General features: G+C 44.7%; 24 protein-coding genes and 1 pseudogene. All 25 read right to left on the bottom strand.

Going from position 1 to position 21,849, the window contains the following annotated elements:
* Positions 1-399: pseudogene (locus RH88_RS00680) on the bottom strand (hypothetical protein); the annotation flags it as partial.
* Positions 393-2,003 (bottom strand): GspE/PulE family protein, encoded by a 1,611-nt coding sequence (locus RH88_RS00675; RefSeq protein WP_005592739.1) that lies wholly within the window; start codon positions 2,001-2,003, stop codon positions 393-395. The gene RH88_RS00675 and the pseudogene RH88_RS00680, both read right to left, overlap by 7 nt.
* Positions 1,990-2,685, bottom strand: a complete 696-nt coding sequence (locus RH88_RS00670) for a hypothetical protein (RefSeq protein ID WP_005592738.1) — start codon at positions 2,683-2,685, stop codon at positions 1,990-1,992. The genes RH88_RS00675 and RH88_RS00670 overlap by 14 nt, the downstream gene beginning before the upstream one ends.
* The gene (locus RH88_RS00665) at positions 2,682-3,788 is read right to left on the bottom strand and encodes a hypothetical protein (protein ID WP_005592737.1); all 1,107 of its coding nucleotides are present in this window, start codon (positions 3,786-3,788) and stop codon (positions 2,682-2,684) included. Before RH88_RS00665 ends, RH88_RS00670 begins: the two co-directional genes overlap by 4 nt.
* Positions 3,789-3,797: 9 nt before the next feature.
* Positions 3,798-5,237, bottom strand: a complete 1,440-nt coding sequence (locus tag RH88_RS00660) for a hypothetical protein (RefSeq protein ID WP_005592736.1) — start codon at positions 5,235-5,237, stop codon at positions 3,798-3,800.
* Between the two features lie 3 nt (positions 5,238-5,240).
* A complete protein-coding gene (locus RH88_RS00655) occupies positions 5,241-5,972 on the bottom strand; it encodes a hypothetical protein (protein ID WP_005592735.1) in 732 nt (243 codons plus the stop codon).
* Positions 5,972-6,322: a hypothetical protein gene (locus tag RH88_RS00650; RefSeq protein WP_005592734.1), complete on the bottom strand. Its 351-nt coding sequence runs from the start codon at positions 6,320-6,322 to the stop codon at positions 5,972-5,974. Before RH88_RS00650 ends, RH88_RS00655 begins: the two co-directional genes overlap by 1 nt.
* A 16-nt stretch (positions 6,323-6,338) precedes the next feature.
* Positions 6,339-7,157, bottom strand: coding sequence for a TrbG/VirB9 family P-type conjugative transfer protein (locus RH88_RS00645; protein WP_005592733.1), 819 nt, complete (start codon positions 7,155-7,157; stop codon positions 6,339-6,341).
* A complete protein-coding gene (locus RH88_RS00640) occupies positions 7,102-9,351 on the bottom strand; it encodes a DNA topoisomerase (protein WP_005592732.1) in 2,250 nt (749 codons plus the stop codon). Before RH88_RS00640 ends, RH88_RS00645 begins: the two co-directional genes overlap by 56 nt.
* 545 nt (positions 9,352-9,896) lie before the next feature.
* Entirely contained in the window at positions 9,897-10,343 is a 447-nt protein-coding gene (locus tag RH88_RS22655; protein ID WP_005592729.1) for a hypothetical protein, read from the bottom strand.
* Positions 10,344-10,354: 11 nt separating this feature from the next.
* The gene (locus RH88_RS23495; protein ID WP_005592728.1) at positions 10,355-10,894 is read right to left on the bottom strand and encodes a hypothetical protein; all 540 of its coding nucleotides are present in this window, start codon (positions 10,892-10,894) and stop codon (positions 10,355-10,357) included.
* Positions 10,895-10,896: 2 nt separating this feature from the next.
* Positions 10,897-11,493: a hypothetical protein gene (locus RH88_RS00620; protein WP_005592727.1), complete on the bottom strand. Its 597-nt coding sequence runs from the start codon at positions 11,491-11,493 to the stop codon at positions 10,897-10,899.
* 71 nt (positions 11,494-11,564) lie between these two features.
* On the bottom strand, positions 11,565-11,834 hold the full coding sequence (locus tag RH88_RS00615) for a type II toxin-antitoxin system RelE/ParE family toxin (protein WP_005592726.1): 270 nt from the start codon (positions 11,832-11,834) through the stop codon (positions 11,565-11,567).
* Complete coding sequence (locus RH88_RS00610; protein WP_005592725.1) at positions 11,827-12,081, bottom strand: type II toxin-antitoxin system Phd/YefM family antitoxin; 255 nt, start codon at positions 12,079-12,081, stop codon at positions 11,827-11,829. Before RH88_RS00610 ends, RH88_RS00615 begins: the two co-directional genes overlap by 8 nt.
* 87 nt (positions 12,082-12,168) lie before the next feature.
* On the bottom strand, positions 12,169-13,194 hold the full coding sequence (locus RH88_RS00605; protein ID WP_005592723.1) for a type IV secretory system conjugative DNA transfer family protein: 1,026 nt from the start codon (positions 13,192-13,194) through the stop codon (positions 12,169-12,171).
* A gap of 39 nt (positions 13,195-13,233) precedes the next feature.
* Positions 13,234-13,656 (bottom strand): hypothetical protein, encoded by a 423-nt coding sequence (locus RH88_RS00600; RefSeq protein ID WP_005592722.1) that lies wholly within the window; start codon positions 13,654-13,656, stop codon positions 13,234-13,236.
* A gap of 251 nt (positions 13,657-13,907) precedes the next feature.
* Positions 13,908-14,333: a hypothetical protein gene (locus RH88_RS00590; RefSeq protein WP_005592719.1), complete on the bottom strand. Its 426-nt coding sequence runs from the start codon at positions 14,331-14,333 to the stop codon at positions 13,908-13,910.
* 340 nt (positions 14,334-14,673) lie between these two features.
* Positions 14,674-16,254: a type IV secretory system conjugative DNA transfer family protein gene (locus RH88_RS00585; protein ID WP_005592717.1), complete on the bottom strand. Its 1,581-nt coding sequence runs from the start codon at positions 16,252-16,254 to the stop codon at positions 14,674-14,676.
* Positions 16,255-16,457: 203 nt separating this feature from the next.
* Positions 16,458-17,471, bottom strand: a complete 1,014-nt coding sequence (gene virB11 / locus RH88_RS00580) for a P-type DNA transfer ATPase VirB11 (RefSeq protein WP_040757771.1) — start codon at positions 17,469-17,471, stop codon at positions 16,458-16,460.
* A 6-nt stretch (positions 17,472-17,477) separates the two neighbouring features.
* Complete coding sequence (locus tag RH88_RS00575; RefSeq protein WP_005592715.1) at positions 17,478-18,653, bottom strand: TrbI/VirB10 family protein; 1,176 nt, start codon at positions 18,651-18,653, stop codon at positions 17,478-17,480.
* The gene (locus RH88_RS00570) at positions 18,646-19,419 is read right to left on the bottom strand and encodes a TrbG/VirB9 family P-type conjugative transfer protein (protein ID WP_005592714.1); all 774 of its coding nucleotides are present in this window, start codon (positions 19,417-19,419) and stop codon (positions 18,646-18,648) included. The genes RH88_RS00575 and RH88_RS00570 overlap by 8 nt, the downstream gene beginning before the upstream one ends.
* The gene (locus RH88_RS00565) at positions 19,416-20,204 is read right to left on the bottom strand and encodes a VirB8 family type IV secretion system protein (protein WP_005592713.1); all 789 of its coding nucleotides are present in this window, start codon (positions 20,202-20,204) and stop codon (positions 19,416-19,418) included. The genes RH88_RS00570 and RH88_RS00565 overlap by 4 nt, the downstream gene beginning before the upstream one ends.
* 9 nt (positions 20,205-20,213) lie before the next feature.
* Complete coding sequence (locus RH88_RS23665) at positions 20,214-20,351, bottom strand: hypothetical protein (RefSeq protein ID WP_165862949.1); 138 nt, start codon at positions 20,349-20,351, stop codon at positions 20,214-20,216.
* Between the two features lie 85 nt (positions 20,352-20,436).
* Positions 20,437-20,886 (bottom strand): single-stranded DNA-binding protein, encoded by a 450-nt coding sequence (gene ssb, locus RH88_RS00560; protein WP_005592712.1) that lies wholly within the window; start codon positions 20,884-20,886, stop codon positions 20,437-20,439.
* Between the two features lie 20 nt (positions 20,887-20,906).
* Positions 20,907-21,848 carry a TrbL/VirB6 family protein gene (locus RH88_RS00555; protein WP_005592711.1) on the bottom strand — a complete coding sequence of 314 codons (942 nt, stop codon included), beginning with the start codon at positions 21,846-21,848 and terminating at the stop codon, positions 20,907-20,909.
* Position 21,849 lies beyond the last annotated feature (1 nt).

The following is a 21,849-nucleotide window of genomic DNA, read 5'->3' as shown; positions in this document are numbered from 1 at the left end:
TTCTGATAGTGAAGGGAACGCATACGCCGCTAATAGCGCACTGATAACAAACAATATCAGCACACCAAATAGCGGTTTTATTAGCACCTTTGCAATCGCTGAGCCGCTGGCTTCATCGACTTTCAACGCACTAATGGCATCCCGTAAACCTTGCTCAAAGTCACTAGCCTTTTCACCACCCAATAGACTTAGATACGCATTGGCCGATACCCATTGCTTGAGACCTTGAGAAAAGCCAGAGCCTCGTGCAATGCTTTGAAGACACGATGTTGCAATCGTTCTTTCTTTGGCCGTCCCGTACTTCTCTATTTGGGTTGCAATCTGCTTTTGCATCAATCCCGCGTTAGAGAGGCGTAACACTTTATCGAAAAAATGAATTTCTTCTTTTTTCTTTAGCATGGCGCGACCTCTTCACTCTCCCCGATGTTATCGACGGGGGCATCTATCGCGGTAAAGAATGAGTCATAGATTGAATCTGATGAACGTTCAAATAGACCATCTACTTGTTTTGCCGCAGTGAATATGTCGATTTCACCACGGCCAATTTTGAGATTGGCGTGATCGAGTACCGTTTTATAATTCTTACTTTTGAGGGCTTTGCCCCAGTTGAGGTAATCCTTGTTTAAGATGAATTGACGATCAATATCATCAAGGAAAATCATTTCCACTAATGACGTGCGCCCATTCTCCCCTTGGTTACAGCAAGCACAACCGTTAGGGTTTCTAAAGCGCATTAATGGGCTAACTGGATTGTGTTCACTCCATGCTTTGAATTGGGCACTTTCACGCTCAGACCAAAGCGGGCTTGCCTCTTCCATCGTCAGTGAGCATTTTGTGCATAACGTGCGTACCAGTGTTTGATAAACCCAAACTTTCATCAACTCCGGCGCTGCAATCAAAGCCAGTGGTATTTTCATTTGTTCATTCAGCGTATGGGCGATACCCACTGCGCTTGATGTGTGAATGGTTGAAAATACCAGTTGTCCGGTTTCGGCTTTACGACACGCAGCCATAGCGCCTTCTTGAGTACGAAGTTCACCGTGCATTTCAATATCAACGTCATGACGAAGCAGCAGTTTAATAAAGTTGTTCAACTCGTCAGTGCTTCTGACCGAGGTTTGCATCACGCCTATATCAAACTCAACCGGATCTTCTAGCGTATTCATTGAGCGACCTGAACCTTTCATTTCGCTTAACATGCCCGCAATGCCAGTTGATTTACCACTCCCCACTTGCCCCGCTAGAAGTAACAAACCAAAAGGGCTATTCAGAAAGCGTCTAATCGCTTCTATATGCCCTTCCTCCCAGCCTAAATCTTCTAGGCGGGGGATTGTGGTGTTTTTATTGAGCCAACGAAGGGTTACTTGACCGCCATTGTTCTGTGCGGGGATATAACTGACACGCCAGCGTGTCTCGCGTTCCACTTCAATATGTTTGCCTTCATTGTTTTTATCTGGCGTGATGAGGTCGATTTCGATACGACAGTTGTTTGGAGCTTTTGGGCTAAAGTCGGCGTCTTGATCTTTACCGAGCTGATTAAAGAGATAAGACAGCAGCGTTAAACCATAATTGTATTCAGGGATGGTTTTTTGTAGTTCGACCATGCGTCCATCAATCCGTGCCATGATGCGCGTTTCATTGCCGTAGAGTTCTATGTGAACATCGGATACACCGCGCTTAACGGCCAGTTGCAAGATGTTTTTCGCATCTTGGCCGATAGTGGATATATCCCCATTTTGCATCTGAAACTGAACGCCTTTTGTTGAGAGGCTTTCAATTTTTTCCGCAATGGTTGAGGTGTCGGTCTTCTCCACTTTAATGACCGCGCCGAGGAGTTCGGGGTACTCATCGTTGCGCTCAATGATATGGTTTTTAATTAACTCAATGGCGGCACTGTCATAGTCCGAAGTGAGAAGCGTCCCATCTTCAAGCAGTACCGCATTTTGGTGCGTAAAGTAGAGCGATTTTAGTTGGTCGCTGACAACGACATTAGAATGGTTCATTGTTCTTTCCTTTAGCTGGAGTATAAATAGTGGCACTGGACGGCACGTGTTTGGTGAACTCCGCGCCCTTCTTATTCACAAAACGCACAAAGTCTTTGGTGATGTTGACGACGCGAACATCCCCAACCCACACGCCATATTGCACCGGAATGTTTTCACCGTTCACGCTCAGCCATGCCGTTGATCGCTTTGGTGTCACTACAATGCTTTTCACCTGAATAGCATCAATTACCGAGGCGTTCTCGATTACTGGCGGTGCAGTCTCAACGACCATTTGAGCCTGTGGCTGAATAGCATCAAGAGATTGCTTTGTGGTCTCTTCTGCGATTTGCGCCGTGAGTTTGTCCGTATTTACTTTGCTGATGTACGTTGCTTCTAGTGCATCCAGTACGTCTTGAGCTTTTTGTGACGGTTGATAGGTGATAACCGTCGATTGCGTCTCAGATTGAGCGTAGGCGGTTTCTGGTTGCCATTCTTCACGGGCTTCTTCAAATTTCGGTGCAGGAGGTAATGAGGCTGCCTCTTCAATGAAATCTAAGTTAGGCTCACTGACGTTTGATGAAATTGGTGGAGGAGTGGAACTTGAACCACTAAGCGCTTCAAACGCCATGTAGCCCACCATGGAAAGGCCAAGCACACCAAGTACGGCCATTCTGATTTTTTTCGTTGCTTCCGGTGTCATAAAGATTCTCCTTGAACATCTAACGTCATGTTCAAAGTAGTGATTTGATAAGAGTCGTTCATTTCCATTTCAAGAAAACTCACGGTAACAAAAGGCACGTTAAGCAATTGCGCCAGCAACGGGATTTGCCCCACGTTGCCGGTGAAATTGAGTAGATACGTGCGAACTCGCGCATCATCGATGCGCTGCTCTGAGGTTTGCGTTAATGTGCCACCAAGATAGAAAAGCGCATCTTGTAGTTGCTCGCTGTAGCCCTTAACGGCGTAAGGTTGCCAAGGATTGGGTGCATCAAGTGACAGTGTGACGTTGTTATCTTGGTAATGCTGAGCAAATGACGGTACGGACTCCATCCACGCCCTTTTGATTGAGGGCGCGATATTGTCTTCGTTAATGCTCATCGAGACCGTTTGATTGTTTAACGTCACTTTCTTTGCTTCGATACCGTCCGGCATAAGGCTGGCATCCATCAACAAATTCACGCTACTCATTAACGCATCCGTGGGTTTTGCGTAGCTGAGGTGCATTTTGCTGTAGCGCGTTTTGGCATCGTCAACCACTGCGACAACCGGCTCAGGCTTTGGATAAAGCGCAATACCCGCCGCGGCGCTTAATACCAACGCCGCAAGCATGACCGCGACCCACTTATTTACTGTCAGCGTCTTTTTGGCTTGAAGCGTGAAAGCTTCCATTTCATCGAGTACGAGAGGTTCGATAAAGAGAAGTCGTTCATCACTAAAAAGCCCGCTAAACGCTTTATCGGTAGCCATAATGCGGTCAGCTTTGCGCAGCGGATAATCAAACTCATGCGTCAGTGCATCCAGTAGTCCAACACTTTCTTGCTCAAGTTTCCCCTCTTCAAATGAAGCGAAAAACCATAAGCTTTCATTGATATTTTGCGCAAAAACAAAGCGACCCATTGGGTCGCCTTGTGCTTTGAGTTGATTGAGAACGTATTCCCCAAAGAGTAACGCGGGTTCGTCGCGGTAATATCGATAATAAACGCCGTCTTCTTCGATGATGCGCTCAAAACGCGCAGGATGTTGTTGCCGGTGCGTTTTAAGCTGTTTAGCGCTATAGAGCAGCGCTCGATTAGCTAAAATCATAAAGCCCCCTTACTGCACTTTACGCGGCGTAAGCAGTACTAACGTTTCGACAGTCTCTTCGTTTGAGCCTGTTCCACCAAACAACGACGACCAGAAGTTCTTAGTGCGCTCTGCGGTTGAAGTGGTTTGTTTTACTGAGGCAATCACAAAGGTTTGCCCGTAACGCAATTTATTCACAAAGTTGATTTCCGATTTTTGCACCGTTAAAAAATTAGCTTGGTTATCAAAAATCTCACGGTTCTCACGGCCTACAATCTTTTGCAGTTGGCCTGAAAGACGTAGCCACACATCATCACTTTGCACTTTGGCCGAAACCATCATATCGATACCTTCGGATTCAGTTGCACGAGTAAACCCACCCGATACAACGCCTTCGCTGCTGTCACGGGTGATTTCATCGACATATGGCTCAACGATTTGTTGTGTGATTTTGGCGGGTTGGTTGTTCAGAATAAGCGCGGTAACAGGCGTTTGGGTTGAAACGCTGCCTTGCTTTTCAAGTACTTTAATGAACGATTGTGTGCCGCTCCAATCCCCTGTTCCTGTAAAGGCCATGCCGTAACCTGCACCTTGTGAAATGGTGCTAGTACCTGGCACGAAAAATTGCAGCGTACCATCACCGACGTTCTTCACGATGTTCCAATCGATGCCGCGTTCTGTGCCAAGGTTTGAGCGAAACTCTAGGATTTGAATATCGAGTAGTACCTGCTTAGATAGCTCAGCTTGATAATGGTCAATCACTTGCTGAACTTCTTGCATCTTGTCAGGCGAGGTTTTCACAATCAGTGTCGTGGTGTTGACTGATACCGTTACCGTACTCTCTTTGTCATCTTCACCACCGAGCAATTCTTTGATGGTATCAGCGACTTCTTGCGTGATAGTGACTTCATCAAACAACACATTGAGATACTGGCCTTCGATACGCACCGAATCTTCACCCGATGCGTTACCTTGTGAGCCAAGTTGTCCCGATGCTTCACCCGTTGGAATATTTAGGGTAAACACGCGAGTAATGGTTTTGGTCACTTCAAGGCGGTCATTGCGAAACTCAATCCCGTAGCCGGTATCACGAGCAACCAGATTCAACACGTTTTCACGTTGTTGTGAGAAGTTCAGTGTCACTGCCTTGTTTGGCAGTACCCCTTCACCAAAGTAAATCGGCACGTCTGTGCCGTACATGACTTCTTCAAGCACTAACGAAAGCGGCCTTTGAGAAACATTTACCGTGATTGGCTCTTTGAGCCATTCACGATCGTATTCTTCTGTTACCGGTTGCAGTACCACTGGCGGCTTTTTAATGTAAGTCACTTTAGACGGTTTTTGATAATCAGTGTGGGAGGATATGGCATCTTGCACACTGTTGTTCGTGTTCAGTGCATCCTGGTACTCTTGAGAGGCGCAGCCCATCATTAGAGCGCTTATCAGTGCGCCTACAATCATTTTTTTCATGGGTTATAAATCCTCTTGGATAATCACTTGCCCTGTTGATTCCACAATCGAGGAATAAACGGGGAACTCTTCCAGAACGGTAGTTAAGGCCGTCTCGATGTCATCTTTTGGTGTAAGCAGATAATAATCGGACCCAAATTCGTAATCATTGGGCGCCAGCCAGCTACGTGAAAATGCGTCGCCGCTATCCCAACGTAGGCCGTAATTTTTCACAACTCGCTCAACAACGACTTTCAAAGACGATCCTTTGATGTGAGTAATACGAGCGTCGCCGTCAAAGTCATACACGCCAGCAACAAGCGTTTTGTTGTCGGTAATGATGTTGATTGGCGTACCTAGTGCATCGGATAGTTCATTGACTGCTTTTTTGAAACTGCCATCAAATCGCATTGAGGTGTTACTGAGTTCATCCAGTGCTTGGCGATTGGCTTTATTCATCGACCACGCAATGTTTTGATACCCCATTGCCTTGATCCAGCGGTTCAGGGCGACTTGGTAACGCTCCCCGCTTCGCACGGTGAAGGTGTACGGGATTGGCGCTTTTTTCGTGGCGATCGTTGCTATGTCAGTGCGAGAGATATTTGTGGGAGTAAAGCTGGATAAATCTCGCTCGATAACGTTTATCGATAAAAGCTCTAGGTATTCCCCGTTACCAAGAGATTCATTTTGACTCGCACAACCACTTGCAAGTAGCGCTGCGCATACTGCCGTTAATCCGGTGGTTTTGATGTTCATTAGCGACCCTCTGAAACAGTGATAAGGCGGTTTTTCTTATCAACGATAATGGTGTTGTTCTGACCAATAAGAAGTTGGACGGCGTGAAGTACTGGCATGGTGCGGTGCATCATGGCTTCCATTGGGATCGGTTTTGCGAGTAGTGCCTTTGCACTGGCTGGCGCGGGGTGGTCGGTTAACACGTAATACCCAAGGGGTTCCACAAACCATTTCACCGCGTCACCAACGGTGTTCACCGTTGTTGGGTAAACAGTGCGAACCGAGACTTGTAAAGTATCGACTTCTTTTGCAAAGGCCGTGCTTGTCCCTGCGCAAACCATTAAGGCCAGCGCACAAAGTGTTTTTTTCACAGTATGTCCTTAGCGGTTAGCGAGTAACCGTAATGTTTGAATTGCCAACGAGAATATCAAAGCGGCCATAAACGCCGTTCACGCTGAAAATGGAATAGTCGTCATTGTGAGAGACTGGAATTAAGGTGTTCTTGTTACCGATTTTCGTTTCAACTAAAAGGGAACCTTGATGGCGGTTTGCTAGGCGAATAAAGGTGGTGCGCCCGTTGTCGTACACATCGGCAATCAGATTTTGTGGGTACACCTCTTTTTTCTTATCCCATTTGTATTGGGTGAACATTTGAGGATAAGCCGCTTCCCCTGAACCACTGACGAGCGCCCCTTTTTCCAGTTTCGGTGTGGTTTTAGGTTCCACTTTCGCTACTGGCTTGGGCGCCGGTTTCTTTTCGGGGGTAGGTGCAAAGAAAAAGTTAGGGCGTTCATTAATGGTGACGCATGGCTGATGCGCTTTTTGCGCGACCCTTGTTACCATAATGTCGTACACCTTGCCGTTATCAGCAAAGGCAAACACCATCGCTTTATTGCCAAGTTTGTTATTGCTATTGGGTGACACCACAATTTGGTTTGTGCCCGTCTCGCCCCCAATGTCCCATAATCTGGCATTCGTGATCACCGGCGGCTTAATAAGATTGGCTGGCAGTGAAATACGAGTACCCAGGTTTTGCGCACTAGAGACGTGAACAACATCACCGGCTTTATAATTCACGGCGCTGCATTCATGAGCGTAAGCGGAAAATGAAAGATTGGATAAAAGTAGCGTTCCAATGACAAGAGCAAGCTTATTCGCTCGCTGGCGCGTCACTAGGTGGCGTTGTTTCTGTTTTTGCAGTTGCATAATTAGGTTTACCTGCTTGGTCAAAAATGGTCGTTTTGCATTCTGGATAGCCTGAGCATGTCCAGTAATAACGGGTTTTACCTTTGAATTTGGAGCTTCGACGTATCAAGCCTTTACTGCATACAGGGCAAGGGTGCTTTGATACGTTCATGATCCGCTTAACACGAGGTGTTAAATCGGGTTTGCCGCCTTTGTCTGGATAGGTGGTTTTGCAATCGGGGTATCGATTACAGGCAAAAAATTGCTCGCCGGTTCCACTTGTTCGACGTCGTAAGTAAGCTTGCTTACATACAGGGCAAGGCTGCATGTTAGGGGTGATTTTTATGCCGTGGGTTTTGATGTGCTCGATTTGTTTCTCGATGTACGCATCAATACCGTCAACAAAAGCTTCAACGGTTAACGTGCCTTGCTTGATCGCTTCTTGTTGACTAGACCACATCGCTGAAATGTCCGGCGCAATGATCTCATTGGGCAGTGCCGCGCAAAAATCTTGCCCTTGTTTGGTGGTCTTCCACACTTTCTCTTTGTAGCCTTTTTCCTCTTCGATAGAGATAAGGGCGCTATTATCCGATAGCTTTTTCAAGATACTTGCGCGAGTCGCTTCCGTGCCAATAGAGCCAGATTCTGCGGGGTTATCTTTGTCTTTCGCTTCTAAGTCTTTGCGAAGCTCAGGATCGGAAATGAATTTTGCAGCGCGGCTCATTGCGGCCAATAACGTTGATTCAACAAAGTATTTTGGCGGTGTTGTCGCTTTCTTATCGATACTCGCATCGATGCAAGATAGCGTGTCACCCTTTTGTACTGCGGTTAAATCAACCGCTCGAACTGGCGCCTCTTTTTCGCTACCGTAAAGTGATTCCCATCCTTGAGAAAGCAAATCAGTTTGTGTGGCCACAAACTCACGTTGATGCTCATTGACTAAAACAACACGTGTTTTATCGCGCACTGACTCAGGATAAAACAAGGCGATAAACCCACGAGCGATTAACTCATAGATGTTTTTCTCATCGGCTGTCAGTGTAATGCCTTCACCGGATTTTTCAGTGGGACAAATCGCGTGGTGCGCGGTGATTTTGTCGCTGTTAAATGCCTTGTGTTTGCTATCGAGGTTTGCATTTTCAATCAGTGGCGCGAATTGCGGCATTGTGCCCGTTACGGCTTGAAGTATGGGATCTCGAAGCTCAAAGTGTTCATCCGATAAAAAGCGACAATCTGAACGTGGATAGGTCAATAACTTGTGTGTTTCATACAAGCTTTGCATTATCTCAAGCGTTCTATCTGCGCTGTAACCCCATTTTTTCGCACAGGCTTGCTGTAGTGATGAAAGGTTATAGGGGGCTGGCGCCGCTTTCTTTTCCGGTTTCGTGACAGCTTCGCTGACAGTAAACGTGCCCCCTTTACTTTGTGCAACGGCTTGAGAGGCGCTTGCCATTTCAATGATGCGGTTCTTTTCATCGAGAATATCATTATCCGATGGCTGATATTTCCCTGAAAAAGCCCCCGCCGCTGCACTAAATTGCCCGTTCACTTCGTAGTAAAAACTCTCCTGGTGCGAAAGGTTCGCCAGTGTTCGAGAGTTGATCAAACCAAGTACGGCACTTTGCACTCGGCCAACGTTAAGAACGCCATCAAATCCTTGATTGCGACCTTGCAAGGTAAACCCGCGAGTGAGGTTATAACCAAAAAGCTGATCAGCAATAGAACGTGCTAATGCGCTACGTCCAAAATGTTCAAATTCGCTATTGGGTTTTAAATTGGCTAAGGCGTTTTGTACTGGCTTTAAGTTCAAGTCAGCAATATGGACGCGATACACCGGCTTTGTATTGCCAACGTGATTCAAAATCTCGTCTATCAGTAGTTGGCCCTCATCATCGGGATCGCCCGCATGAACAATATCGGTCGCCTCTTCAATGAGTTTAAAGATGAGATCGAGTTGTTCTTTCGATTCGTGTTTAGCCTTTAATACCGGAGGCATGAAAGCTTTGATAGGTAAGTCATCCATTGACCAAACTTTGTATTTTTCGTCGTAGTCTTCTGGATCGAATAACTCCATCATGTGGCCGTAACAAGGTGCGATTTTTGTGTCACCGATTTCTAAATAGCCACGCCCCATCGCTGTAGAACCCGTGCCACCTAATCCTTCGTAAATGGCTTTGGCTAGAGAGGGCTTTTCTGCAATAAATAAGCGCATCATTTATCCTCGTGCTGATCGGTTGAATGAAAAAAGGTAATCCATGAAATTCATGAGCGAGACAAAAACACTCCCCGCGACCCACTCCGCGAAAAAGATACTCTTCATATCTAGGTACTCGTCATAAGTGAGTATTCCAGTCTCTAACAAGATGAAAATCTGTACGATAGTTCCAATACCGCAAAAACATACGATTCGAGTAATAAAGAGTAAGTGCATGAAAATGCTGATAACTCGGTCTTTTACCGTGGTGTTTTTTTCTTGTATGTTCTTGGGAGGTTGATCTTTTTGGTTACTCCCCGTGACATTAGCGTTGAGCATATAATTTCCTAGGTTCCAGTAATTGTTTTAGAATCGGTGTTTTTATAATCAATACAGGGTGTTATGTAATGAAAATGAATCAGTGCCGATTCTGTTTTGGGTTTATTTCGCATAAGGCGAAAATATGCTGTCATTGTGGGCAAGCAGACCCTAGCGGTAATCGTAGAATTACGGTGATCACGATTGTTGGACTGATAATGACTGTGGGATTGTTTTTATTGATGGAGTCAATGAGTATCTAAAAACGTTTCCTTCATCATGTGGCGTAACAAAATAAAGTCGCAATCGACTTTGCTGCGGTTCCACCCCAAATCCCACCATCCACGCTGATAAATCCGTGTATCGAGTTTTAGTGATGATAATCGGAAGGTTAAGTCATTATTTTGGTCAAATGCTCCCGTAATTTCCCATCGAGTGTGGAAGTTGCGGGTTTTTCTTAATGCTTGAACGATTTGAGAAGCCACATGATTGCTTGCTTTAAAGTAAATGTAAGGCGCCTCGATGTGTCCAGCGATGTGACCTTGGCATGATGCAATAGTGGTAATACCTTCAATCTGGTTGAAGGCTTTTACTAAATCAGAAATTTTTGGATCTATGTGGCTGTAGTGTTGTCGCTTTTGACGCTTAGGCTCTTTAAATAACTCGTGAAGCAAGTCAGCTAAACCAATGAGCATACATTCTCCCGTTAAAGATTGATTTCATTCCCCGAACCATCGAAGTAGTAAGTTTCCCCGTAAGGCTTACCATCCATGAAGGTGTCAACAAATCGAATGGTTCGAGTGCAGCCGCTTGGTGTGCGTTTAGCGCTTTCTCCTTTGTCTTTCGTGACCACACAGCTTGTATTTTTGATTGCATGAGCGGGAATGACTTTTGTATCTAAGCAGATCGTTTGATAGTCGCCATTGGACTGTCGCTCCCTGGTACTTTTAACACACGTCTTTCTTGCAGAAATCAGCGCTGCTCGTCCTTCTTTGGTGCTAATGTTGCTAGTCCCTGGTGTTGATGGCGTATTAGGACTGTTTAAAGCACAAGAAGAAAAGGAAGGCATCGGGGATTTACCTTTTAGAATGCGCTTTTTAAATTCTGATTTAGCATCACCACAGCCGGAAGGAAAGCCGGTAGGCAAACACAACCAAATCGAGCAGCCTTTTGTATCAAAGGCTAGTGCGGAGGTGGTTGTCATCATCGGCATTAAGCCAATGAACAACAAAATCCATCTTTTCATGGCTATCTCCATTTCTGCGCATATTTAACGGCTCGTTCTGCATCGATGAAGGTTCGCCAGTTTTCCATAGTTGGCTGCATTTTTTTTCGTTTTTCAGCGGTAATGAATGAAAATAGCCCTTTGCGATTAAGCAGTGTCGTTAGTGGATCAATATCATCCCATCGAAGGTAGGCCGTTTTAGCGGCGGTTTTTGCTGTGCCTAAGTTAAAGTCATCAGGCGCCAGTAGTAAGGCTGCAAAAGCAATATCATCAGATTTGTGTGGTGTCGGGCAGTGACCACATGAGTTCATGATGGTCACGTCACTGTATAGCTCAATATCTTCAATACCAATGTGCGTGACGGTTTCCCCATCGATGTAAAACAGCCATTTTTCTAAGCATTCGAAAATATGGCGTTTGATTTCACTCTTGGGAAAATGAAAATCGGGCTGAGGCTTATAGACGCCGTAAACAACCTGGTGCTTGAGTGAGTTTTCATACTTCTCGTCACACGGGGAAATTGTGAGGTTATCGATGCCTTGCTCAAGTGCGTAAATCTCATGGGCATCAATCAATGGGCGGATATTACCGCCATTACTTGTGAGTAGTGCGTATTGCATAATGCTTTTCCTTAAAACAGAAAAGCCAGCGTTTAGGCGCTGGCTTAGTCAAAGTTGGGAATGTTTTCTAGTTAATACACATCGTCATGGCTACCAATATCAACAAGAATGATCGTGCCATCTTCTTTGATTTGAATAGACAGCAGGACTCGATAGCTCATGTTGATTGAAATCGAGTGTAAGTTTTTGGATGCAATCGAATGTAACCTTAATGAAGGGTGTGCAGGGTTGATAATAAGTAGTTTCAGCGTTTTTTCGTATTGATTGAGTAAGTTAGGGTGCTTCTTAAAGAATTTCTTCGCTTTTCTTTTGTAGGAATCGGTTAAAACCAACTTAATCATGGCGAAGCTCACTAATGTGCTTATCAATATCATCAGTGATCTCGTAATGACCCGCTTCTAGGTCACTTTCAGTTTCACGTAAAGCTTTATCTAGCTGCCATTCTCTAAAGTCATCGTAATCATCCATGGTTGTAACAACATAAGCTCTACGGCCACGAACGGTTATAGTTGCGATAGTTTCAGTGGTGAGTGCATCTTCAATTGCTAATGCCCCTCTTGTTTTTAGCTCATTGGCTGAAATGTTCATGATCAATCCCAAAACAATTAAATGGTACTATTAATAGTACCATTTAATAAGTGGGATGCAAGTGATTAAGAAATGAACATCGAGTTTTCAGTTAGTGAAATTCTCGTTAGTGGGGCACTGTAATGGTTCTAGATTAATGACTAGGGAATGAAGATTATATTGTGTTCTGAACTTAGATTCCTCCCAGAAGTGTGTGATAGATTTGCCTAGCGAAAACTGGTTAAGCAATACAAACGAATTATCGAGTAATAGTTTGCAACGATGCGTTAATGTTGGGTCTTCTTCTGGAATAACGCGAGTGTTCACGTAAGCAAGTTGATCAAAAAACAAGGTTATCAGCGGTTCAAATCGTTTCAGGTTAAGCGGGTGTATCCCAACGAAAATGTCTATCTTTTTGCGCCGTAAATCATCGAAATCAAAGTCATTACCATTCAATGCCATTCTAACGGTTGGGTCGGCAAAGACCGTAAGAGGGGTAATGAATGTTGCAAGCACAGAAATGAAGGTTTCGTTTGGGTAAGAAATGAAGTCGTTAAATTCATTAAGGCACTCTTCGCTAATCGAATTGTTTTTAACCTCACGTTCCATCCATTTTTTTAGATCGCCTTCAACGTAAGCAATATCCAGAAGACACGGCATAGTCGGAGTGACCCCTGTTACCTTTTCAGTATCGAGCATCCAAAGAGTTAGGCTGGTAAATAGCTTTCTTGCGAAAATCTGTAATGCAGGTTCTTTGATATTTGATGTTGGGTAGAGCGAGTTTGCTATTACCTGTATATCACCAATACGATTTGTAGCATCACGGCTTATATAATGAAATGGATTCCATCTGTGCGTGGGGATGTTTTCGTTTCCAGTGGCGCAGTCATCGGGAGCAAACAAATAAACCTCTGGCCCCGAAAGCTGATCATGGTTTTTAAAGTCAATCGTTTTTAAATAACTAAGTAGTGTCATATCTAAGCATACATGGCTATCAGTGGACTGAATCAAACTAGAGGTGTCAATAAGCTCAGGGATTTCAAAGGGTTTCATCACAGGGCAATCTTCTATAATTAATTTTTTTTTGATTTTTGGAATCATAGACAGTAACGTTTTTTTGGCATTCTTTATCACAGTATTATTCCTTGTTAAGCGCTCAAGGCTAAGTCTTAATTAACGCTGTTTTGAAGCACATATTGTTACGGATTCGATCTTAGGTAATCCAGTTGGTATGCGCTGACATGACAAACCAAGCTTAAACGTTAGTGCTAGTTGTTGAGTCATGTGTAGCTCAGCATTCTTCACTTCTAGCGTTAGGTTTACGTTCTCAGATTCAATCTTATCGATGGTTATCCCCCAACCTAACCATTGTTTTTCTTTCGCTGAATCATCTTGAAGCATCAAGTAACTTTGATACTTCGCCCCCTCGTTGTAGTCAAATATTGGGTACTGCTGTGTGGGGTAGCGGGTTGTATTATTACTATCATTAATGGTGATTGTCATTTCACCAATCATCACATCAGGAGAGGAGTCTTGGGCAAAAGATGTATGGCTGAATCCTGTTATTAATCCTAGTAAAAATAAGAATTTTGTCATGCTTAACTCCTCGCATTATTGCCATTTCCAAATAATATCCAGTGAACAGATATGTTGGTCGCCTCAGCAATCAAACAAAGCTTTCTCATGTCGGGGCTGGATTGGAGATGTTTATATTTAGTCAATGTATTACGGCTGATTTTAGTGATTGCCGTCAGTCGATAAATTGGAACAGTATTGATGGCCGCAGATAGTCTTATTCGGTATCTAGCAAGATCAAATTCGTCCTTTTTATGCTGTGGAGGTGACATTTAACCCCCTTGCTTCTGGTTTTTTCTCAGTTGTGCCAGGTGCTCACTAAATGCTAACGACGACGTTACGTATTTGTTGTAATCACTAGCCCATTGATAACTACCTACGTCGCAAGTCACGGTTTGCTTTGCTGCTTCTAAGAAGGCTGGAAATTCATTAGCTGAAATGAATTTCTTACTTAACGACAGCGTATGCACCATTGCATTCATATTGTTGTGAAGTGTAACGAGTGCTGCGACGTTATAAGCATCTTCGCAATGTTCAGCTTTTTCTTTAGCTACAAACCCCAAGGCAAATGCTAGATTTTCGTCTGTGAGGCTTACTTGCTCTAAATAATCATTAGTCTTTTCGATTTGCGTTAATTCGCTCTTTGAGCAAGCGCTCAAGGCTAAGGTTGTCAGTATTACGAAAGCGATTGTTTTCATGGTTGTTCCTTTGAATCATGCTCCCTATTGCTAGAATTTCAGGCAATTCATCACGTGGTCTACGAGTGTGATAGTGGGAGAAGGGAATACAAATGGGTGTGTGGTTGAGCATTGGGCAGATAGAAGCCATTGAATGCAAAGGATGGCAAATATTATCAAAACGATACAAGCAACAGCATTTCCACCATTAATAACGAATTTTTTCATTTATGAGCCACAGAATTGGGTTGTTTGGGCTTAATTTCAGGGCAATCTGTCATTTTAAATGTTTGGTTTCGTTGAGATACTTTAGATAGTAAGGTGGTTTTTGTTTCATATTTCATTGCGTTGTTCCTCAGTTTTAGACTGCAAGTAACGGAATTTCAGGGATATTCTCTAGCGAATGTTTGACGCGAGCTTGCATCACTGGCTCATCAAAGTAGATCAGCTTTTTCATGATGAATGGTCGAGTGTTTTCTTTTAGCAGAAGAACATCTGTTCCAATTGGTGCTACAGGGTGCATCTTATGACCAAGTTCTACGATTTCATGAGGCATCATGAGAGGGCGCTTTTGCAAAGAGACATTCTGGCTTTTACTGCTGCTTTTGCCTTGGCTTGTTGAGTGCCCTCTGACCTTAACGGTTTTCGTTCCCAGTGTTTTTGATATTTTTTCGACAAAGGCATCAACTTCTTTGGGCGGACAAATGATTTCTACCGCTAAGTTTTTACTCAGTGTTCTAGCGCCTTCTTTGCCGTAAATATCCTCATTTTGCTCATGGTTCTGATAGATGATCGCGTATCGAAGGTTGTATTGACGAGTAAAGCCTATCGACACTTTGATTTGGTTTATCTTTCCAAGTGACGGAAATTCATCGAGTAGCAGTAAGCATTGATGCGTTAGTGTTGAGTCTTGTTCTGGTAGAACGCGAGTATTAACACTGATTAACTGCTCAAAGAACAGGTTAAGCAATTGCTTAAAACGAGGTAAGTTCGCTGGTTGAATACCTACATAGATGGTCATTCCCTTGCGACGTAAGTCATTAAAATCAAAATCGTTGTCACTCACTGCCGCTCCTACGGTTTGGTCGGCATAGATAGCAAGTGGAGTATTGAAGTTAGCCAGGACTGAGCCGCTGGTATCTTTTGGGTAAGAGATAAATGCGTTAAATTCATTCGCGCATTCTTGGCTTAAATACCCTTTTTTGAGTTCTGATTTCATCCATGCGTTTAGGCCACCTTCAACCCCCACGATATTGAGAAGATGAGGCATGGATGGCTTTATTCCGGTCATATCTTCGGTTTCAAGCATCCATAGAGCAAGGCCAGTAAACAGCTTACCCGCGTTTGTCGGCCATATCGGTTCTTTAACACCTTCCGTTGGGTACAGTGACGTCGAGAGTACCTGAATATCCCCTACTCGATACGCGGGATGGCGGCGCACATAATGAAATGGATTCCAACGATGGCTACGAAGTTTCACGCTGCTAGTATCTTCTGGATTGGTGTCGTAACCATCGGGCGAGAATAAAAAGATTTCTTGCCCTGCTGAGCGACGAAAGCCGGCTGTCTTCATAAAGTTTTCAAGTTTTACGTCAACGCACACGACACTATCTGAGTAGTTCACCAGATTAGGTATAACAAACCCCACCCCTTTACCTGAACCTGTTGGCGCAGCCAGCCCCACAAATGTTTGGCCTTCCATTTCAACAAAACGGTTTTCAAAGCGGCCTTTATCCATTTTCCCAAGTAATAGCGAGGGGTGTTTACTCTTCTTAGCAAAGAAGCCTTTTCTTTTGGGGAAAAGGCCAGATTTTGCTAAGTCATCATCGTTAGCAAATCGGGCGCTACCGTGCAGTTCCTCGCGTTTAATCAACACCAGAAAGAACAGTAATGTGATAAGTACGGCCCCAAAGGGCAACACACCGCTAAAAAAAAGAGCCACATTAAGCGACTCTATTACATCGGGATGTGTTCGATAGTGTGACCAGTATTGCCACAGTGACGAAAGTTGCCAATTTGAAATGGGCAAATTGAGCAAGCTTAAAAGTATCAATCCTCCAATGGCTTGCCCTGCGATAAAGCATGACGTGATCAGGCTTATAAAAATGATGGCGAGCGTTCGCCTTGTGTAATTTCGCATTGCCATTATATTTTCCCTGCAAGAATGGCGTTTTTTCTATGAGGCTCATACATCAATTCGGTAAGGTATGTGCCATTGAAAAACGCGATAACATCAATACTGGAAGTGATCGTGCGCATGATGAGTTCATGATCGAGAGTTCGACCTACTTCACTCTGTTTTATCAAGGTTGCTAATCGCGCCGGTGCGCTTAAACAGTCGTTAGCGTGGATGGTGGTGATTGAACCTTGATGGCCTGTGTTGAGCATTTCAATGTAGCCCCACGCTTCATCCCCTCGAAGCTCTGCCAATAACACATGATCGGGTTTCATTCGCATACATGCTTCAATTAACTGCTTAGGGGTTAATCCGCCTTGCTTATAAAGTAAGTGAACATGGTTCGCGTGAAGTGGTAATCCTAATTCGTGTACGTCTTCAATGGTAAAAAGGCGTTTTTCCAGTGGGTAGCAATCAACCAACGCTTTCATAAACGTTGTCTTGCCGCTACCCGTACCACCAACAAGAAGAATATTCATATTCATCTTGACGGCTTCACGTATAAAAGTGAGGTAGTCACCTTTCTTTTTGAACTCAAGCAGTGCGGTTTGTTGTTCAGTTAGCGCGTCATCTTGAGCGATGATCTCTTTGCATCGAGAGAAGCGCCCCGTTTTTTCATAATCTTCAAGTGAAAAACGAGCTAAGGACGGTTTACGAAAGGTCATACTGATATGACCTTGAAGCGTTGCGGGTGGCACTGCGATTTGGCCGCGTTCCCCATCGGGTAATATCACCGAAGCAAGCGGATTTTCAATCCCAATAGGCTTGGTTAGGCCAGCAAAAACACACAATGATTTTGCTAATGCTAAGCAGCTTTGCAATGTGAGATTTGGCATTTCTTGGGTTTCCCATCCGTTACCGCGATCGAACCAAACGCGAAGCGGTTCATTGACGGCAACTTCTGTTATGCCTTCTAAATCTAAAATAGTTTGTAGACCGGTTTGTTTTAACCAGTCACGAGCCATTCCTGAACTGTCTATCATAATGGTTTACTCAAAGGCGTAGACGTTCGACATATCAATGTTACGAACGACTAAAATGTTAATACGTTGGCCGATAAAGGCGTAACCCGTTGGGGCTATGTTGATACTGGCATCCAGCGCTTTTGCGGCCATCTCTCCGGCGTTCTGCGTTGAGTTGTCAAATGTGACCTCAGTTTTAGAACTCAAGCGGTCAGAAAGCGTCGCAAGAGCATCATCAACAAAGCTCAGCATGATGGCGCCACCAAATCGTTGTGCGTAATGGTTGTCTACCCAGGCATCAATACCGGCAGCACCAAGAGCACCAGTGCCTAGCGAATCAATGCGAATGTTGACGCCCATCGGCGTGGCAATATCCGCCCACGTGGTGAAGATGCGCCCTTTGCCTTGTTCCATAGCAACACTTTGTGTACCGCTAACCAATGAGCCTCGCTCAACAAGCAATGCAGCGCCATTGGCACTGTAGACGTCTTGCGTCACTCGACACGTTACATACCCTGATTGCTCAGAAATGATTTGTGTATAAATAGCGCAAGGTATTGCGGTTCCGTGCATGAGCATGAAGTCTAATGCGCCTTCTGGTCTTGCACTGGCGTAACCGTCTGCAAATTCAGGTGCATCAAATGTGCTGTCATACTCCCCCGTTGGAAAGCCCGTTTGAGGTGTACTCTGCTGCTGAACAATTGGGGCGCCGCTCATTTTGCGTATTCGAGCTTGTTCTTCTGGTGTGAGTGGTGGCGGTTGATTATCTCGTTCGCTCTGGCCTTGCCTTGTCACGGTCTTTGGCTCAAGGGGCGGTGGTGTGTCAGCTTTTGGTGTTGCTTTAGCTGCGGCCTCTTCTTTTGCTTTTTTTTCTGCAATAGCGGCTTCATCAGCGGCTTTAAGGGCGATTGCGGCTTCATCGGCTGCGCGTAGTCTTTCCGCCGCGCTGGTTTCTTCCATAAAACCGGTCACATCTTGTGTGTCGTCCGCGATCGTTCCTTGTAGGTAGTTGGTATCAGATTCATGGGTGACAACTTCTTCATCCCCATTAATCCGTTGTAAAAAGGTATAAGCGGAAGCTAGTCCAACGATGATTACAGCAACAATTACCGTGGCGTTTATCAGTACCTTTTTTTTGCTGGCCCCTTTGATATTTAATCCTAAGCGGTCTTTATCGGTAATGCTTGGTATTCTATCACTCATCTTTGACGACCCTCTTTGCATCGACACTGGTTGCTTTGTTGTTATAGCCTTCGGTTTGAATCGCACTTGAAGCCAGTCCTAAGACACTTTCACCTAAACGAAGTCGAAGCTCGTTTGATGTACCTTGCAGTACCATGACGTCTTGCTCTAGGTGGTAGTTGATCAATGATTCTTGACCATCACTGCTAACTTGATAGGCAACGGGCAGCTCTTTGTTGTCTTCAAACTTCAAACAAGTAAAGCGGCCATCGTCCCACATGTATTGTGGCGCCAGCTCTTTATCTCCCCACATTTCATAATCAAAGTTCACTACACCGTCATAGCATGGGACGTTTGATTTAAGGGCATTGGCCGTTTTGGGCTTCTCATACACCATCTTGACGATAAAGTGCGGAAAATCGCTGAGTTCTAACCAAAATGAATAAGTACGGCCTTTATTCGACACAACCGTTAGGTTTGTGTCTGGAAACTCCCCAATCGGCTTTAAGAAAATATTGTTGCCATTGACTGACATTCCCCACGCCGAGGCGTCCCCTATCCCCATACCAGATGGAGAAGCGGAGACAGCACCATCGGCAGGGGTAGAAATAAACTCGCCATCCCCTAGTTGAATCAAGGTTGATACACCTACTTTAGTGCGAACGTTAATGACGTTTTCAGGGTTATATTGAGAGGTTGCAATACGGTAATCATACTGCTGAGGGATCGGGAAAATGGCCGCTGAGACTGAAAGCGGCAATAGGCTTAAAATCAATAGTGGTCTCATTTCAATACTACCCTATCTTCTTGGTATGAGGTGACGCGAAAGCCAAGCGGGTTAAGGCGTCGCTGTTTTTCGGTTTTAATATCTGCTCGATAATCAAAGGTCATGGTTGCTGTCCAATGTGTTGGCTTATAGCCGGTGGATGGCTGACCATTAGCGCTTACAATGTTGCGTGTAAATTGTACTTGAACGAGCTTTTGCTCGATGCTGTCCGTGGGTAAGAAGTTGATGTCTTTTACGCTAATGTTGATGTGCTGATTATCTTTGAATACCTTTGTGGGTGACTTCTCGCCATAGATATAGCTGTTGTAAGTGGCAAAAGGATTTGGCGCACTCATAAGCTGCACGGTATCAAAACTGTTCTGAATGGTTTCCCATACATACCCATTACGCAAAATGACGTAGCTATTAACCCAATAGCGATCGAGCGCTTCACCATAAGTGACCTTTTGACCGTCAACGAGTGGTTTCACCATAGTAGTGATACCGGTGGTTGAATCGGTGGTCATTAAATAAGGTTGTATCTCTTTTAACGGCGTTAATCCCGCCAGTGCAACAACGGCAGCAATAGCCGTTATGGTTGTACCAGCAGCCACTTTCCACGCGGTTTTGGCTGAGTTTTTAGCCAGCTCTACGCGGTCTTGCTCAAAGGCTTTGATCCCTTGTAAGTATTGATTGGCCTCTTGCGTGATTGCTTTGGTATTTGGCGCTTGAATTAACGCCTTCGTTTGTTCTAGTACCTGCGCCATGTTTTCATTTGGGGCGCACTCTGGTTGCGTGTTGTCCACAATGCGTCCTTATTTTGATAGTTCGCTGATTTGGATATGAGGCGGATTCACCGGTACGCGCTTTCCTGTTGGTTCTGGCGCTTTAGGTGGAGTGGATGAACAGGCCGTTAAAATGACAGGGAGCAGTAACGCTAAATATCGCTTCATGAAAAATCTCTCAAAAAAAAGCCCGCATCGATAGCGGGCTTGGGTTAAACAACGTGGATGAGTCTAGGGCGCTCATCAAATTGAGCTACAGCGGAATGTCATCATCAAAATCCATTGGCGGCTCATTGTATTGAGGATAGTTTGACGGTTCCTGTGGGTGCTGAGACGTGCTTTGTCCACGGTTTGATGAACCGAGCATTTGCATAACACCGTTGTAGCCTTGGACAACCACTTCGGTTGTGTATTGGTCTTGTCCTTGTTGGTTTTGCCATTTACGGGTTTGCAGTTGACCTTCAATGTACACTTGAGAGCCTTTTCTCAGGTATTCGCCGGCGACTTCGGCTAACTTTCCATATAAGGCCACGCGATGCCATTCGGTCTTTTCGCGTTGTTCACCGCTCGCTTTATCTCGCCATGATTCAGATGTTGCAATGGTGATGTTTGCCACGGCGGTTCCGTTTGGCATGTAACGAACTTCGGGATCGGCGCCTAAATTACCGACCAGGATTACTTTGTTTATACCTCTTGATGCCATGTGGCCTCCTGATGAATGAATTAACCGGCTTTAATCTTTGGTTTGCCAGCGTTCATAGCGCCCGTTTCTGCGGCGTTTCTAGCTGATTTACCCAAGTTATAAGCGCCTTTCGCTGCCCCTCCCGCGGTCTTTAATGCGCCCATCGTGTTACCGACTAACCCGCTGATACCCACACCGCCACTCAATGTAGACGATAGTGTAGGGAGTTGGTTTGCAAGCACACATAAAGAGAAGAAGACAATCACGCTAAGGATGATATTTTCCATAGCGATGTTCTTTGATAGTACAACCTCATCGATGATTTCGATTGAAAACATAAACGCCAAAGAGAAGAAAACCGAGAGCAACATATAGTTAAAGCATTGGCCTGTCCACGCTTGGAAAAATGATCGTGTTGACGGGAAGAACGCCATCATGATGAACATCGGGCCAACGATAAGCAAAAAGCTGACGGCTATTTTTGTGCTTAGCAATATGGCGACTGAAATGAAAAAGAACGGCACAAATCCTATAACCGATAATATGATCATTGCTATCGCCATGAAGGTTTGTTTAAGTACGTCAGAATCGAGTTCAAATTTTATTGTTGAAGCGGTTATTTCCAGCGTAGCGAATAACGCCTCCCAAAGCTGCTGTAGTGAATTACTGGATGTTTCCCCTTTGCCGATGAGCGCAGCGGTGATTTCATCGGGGGCAAACAAAACAAAAGGTACAATGTGTTCCATGTACCAAGGCGTGTTAAGTGCCACCATCGAAACCGCGCCTAAACTGCCAATTGTTTTGATGGTTTCCATCACAATGAAGTTCTGGTTGTTATTGAGCGCTTCCCATGCAAGATAAATGATGTACAACCCAATAAAACCACCAATTAACGGCATGATAACGGTGGTGAATTTTCCCACCCTCTCGCTAATATTGTTGATCACAATCGTGTTTAAAAAATTGAAAAGAATATCAAACATA

The sequence above is a fragment of the Vibrio scophthalmi LMG 19158 genome (genome assembly GCF_000222585.1).
Taxonomy (GTDB): Bacteria; Pseudomonadota; Gammaproteobacteria; order Enterobacterales; family Vibrionaceae; genus Vibrio; species Vibrio scophthalmi.
Note: the sequence above shows the minus strand (reverse complement) of the source record. Positions and strands in the feature narration are given on the sequence as shown.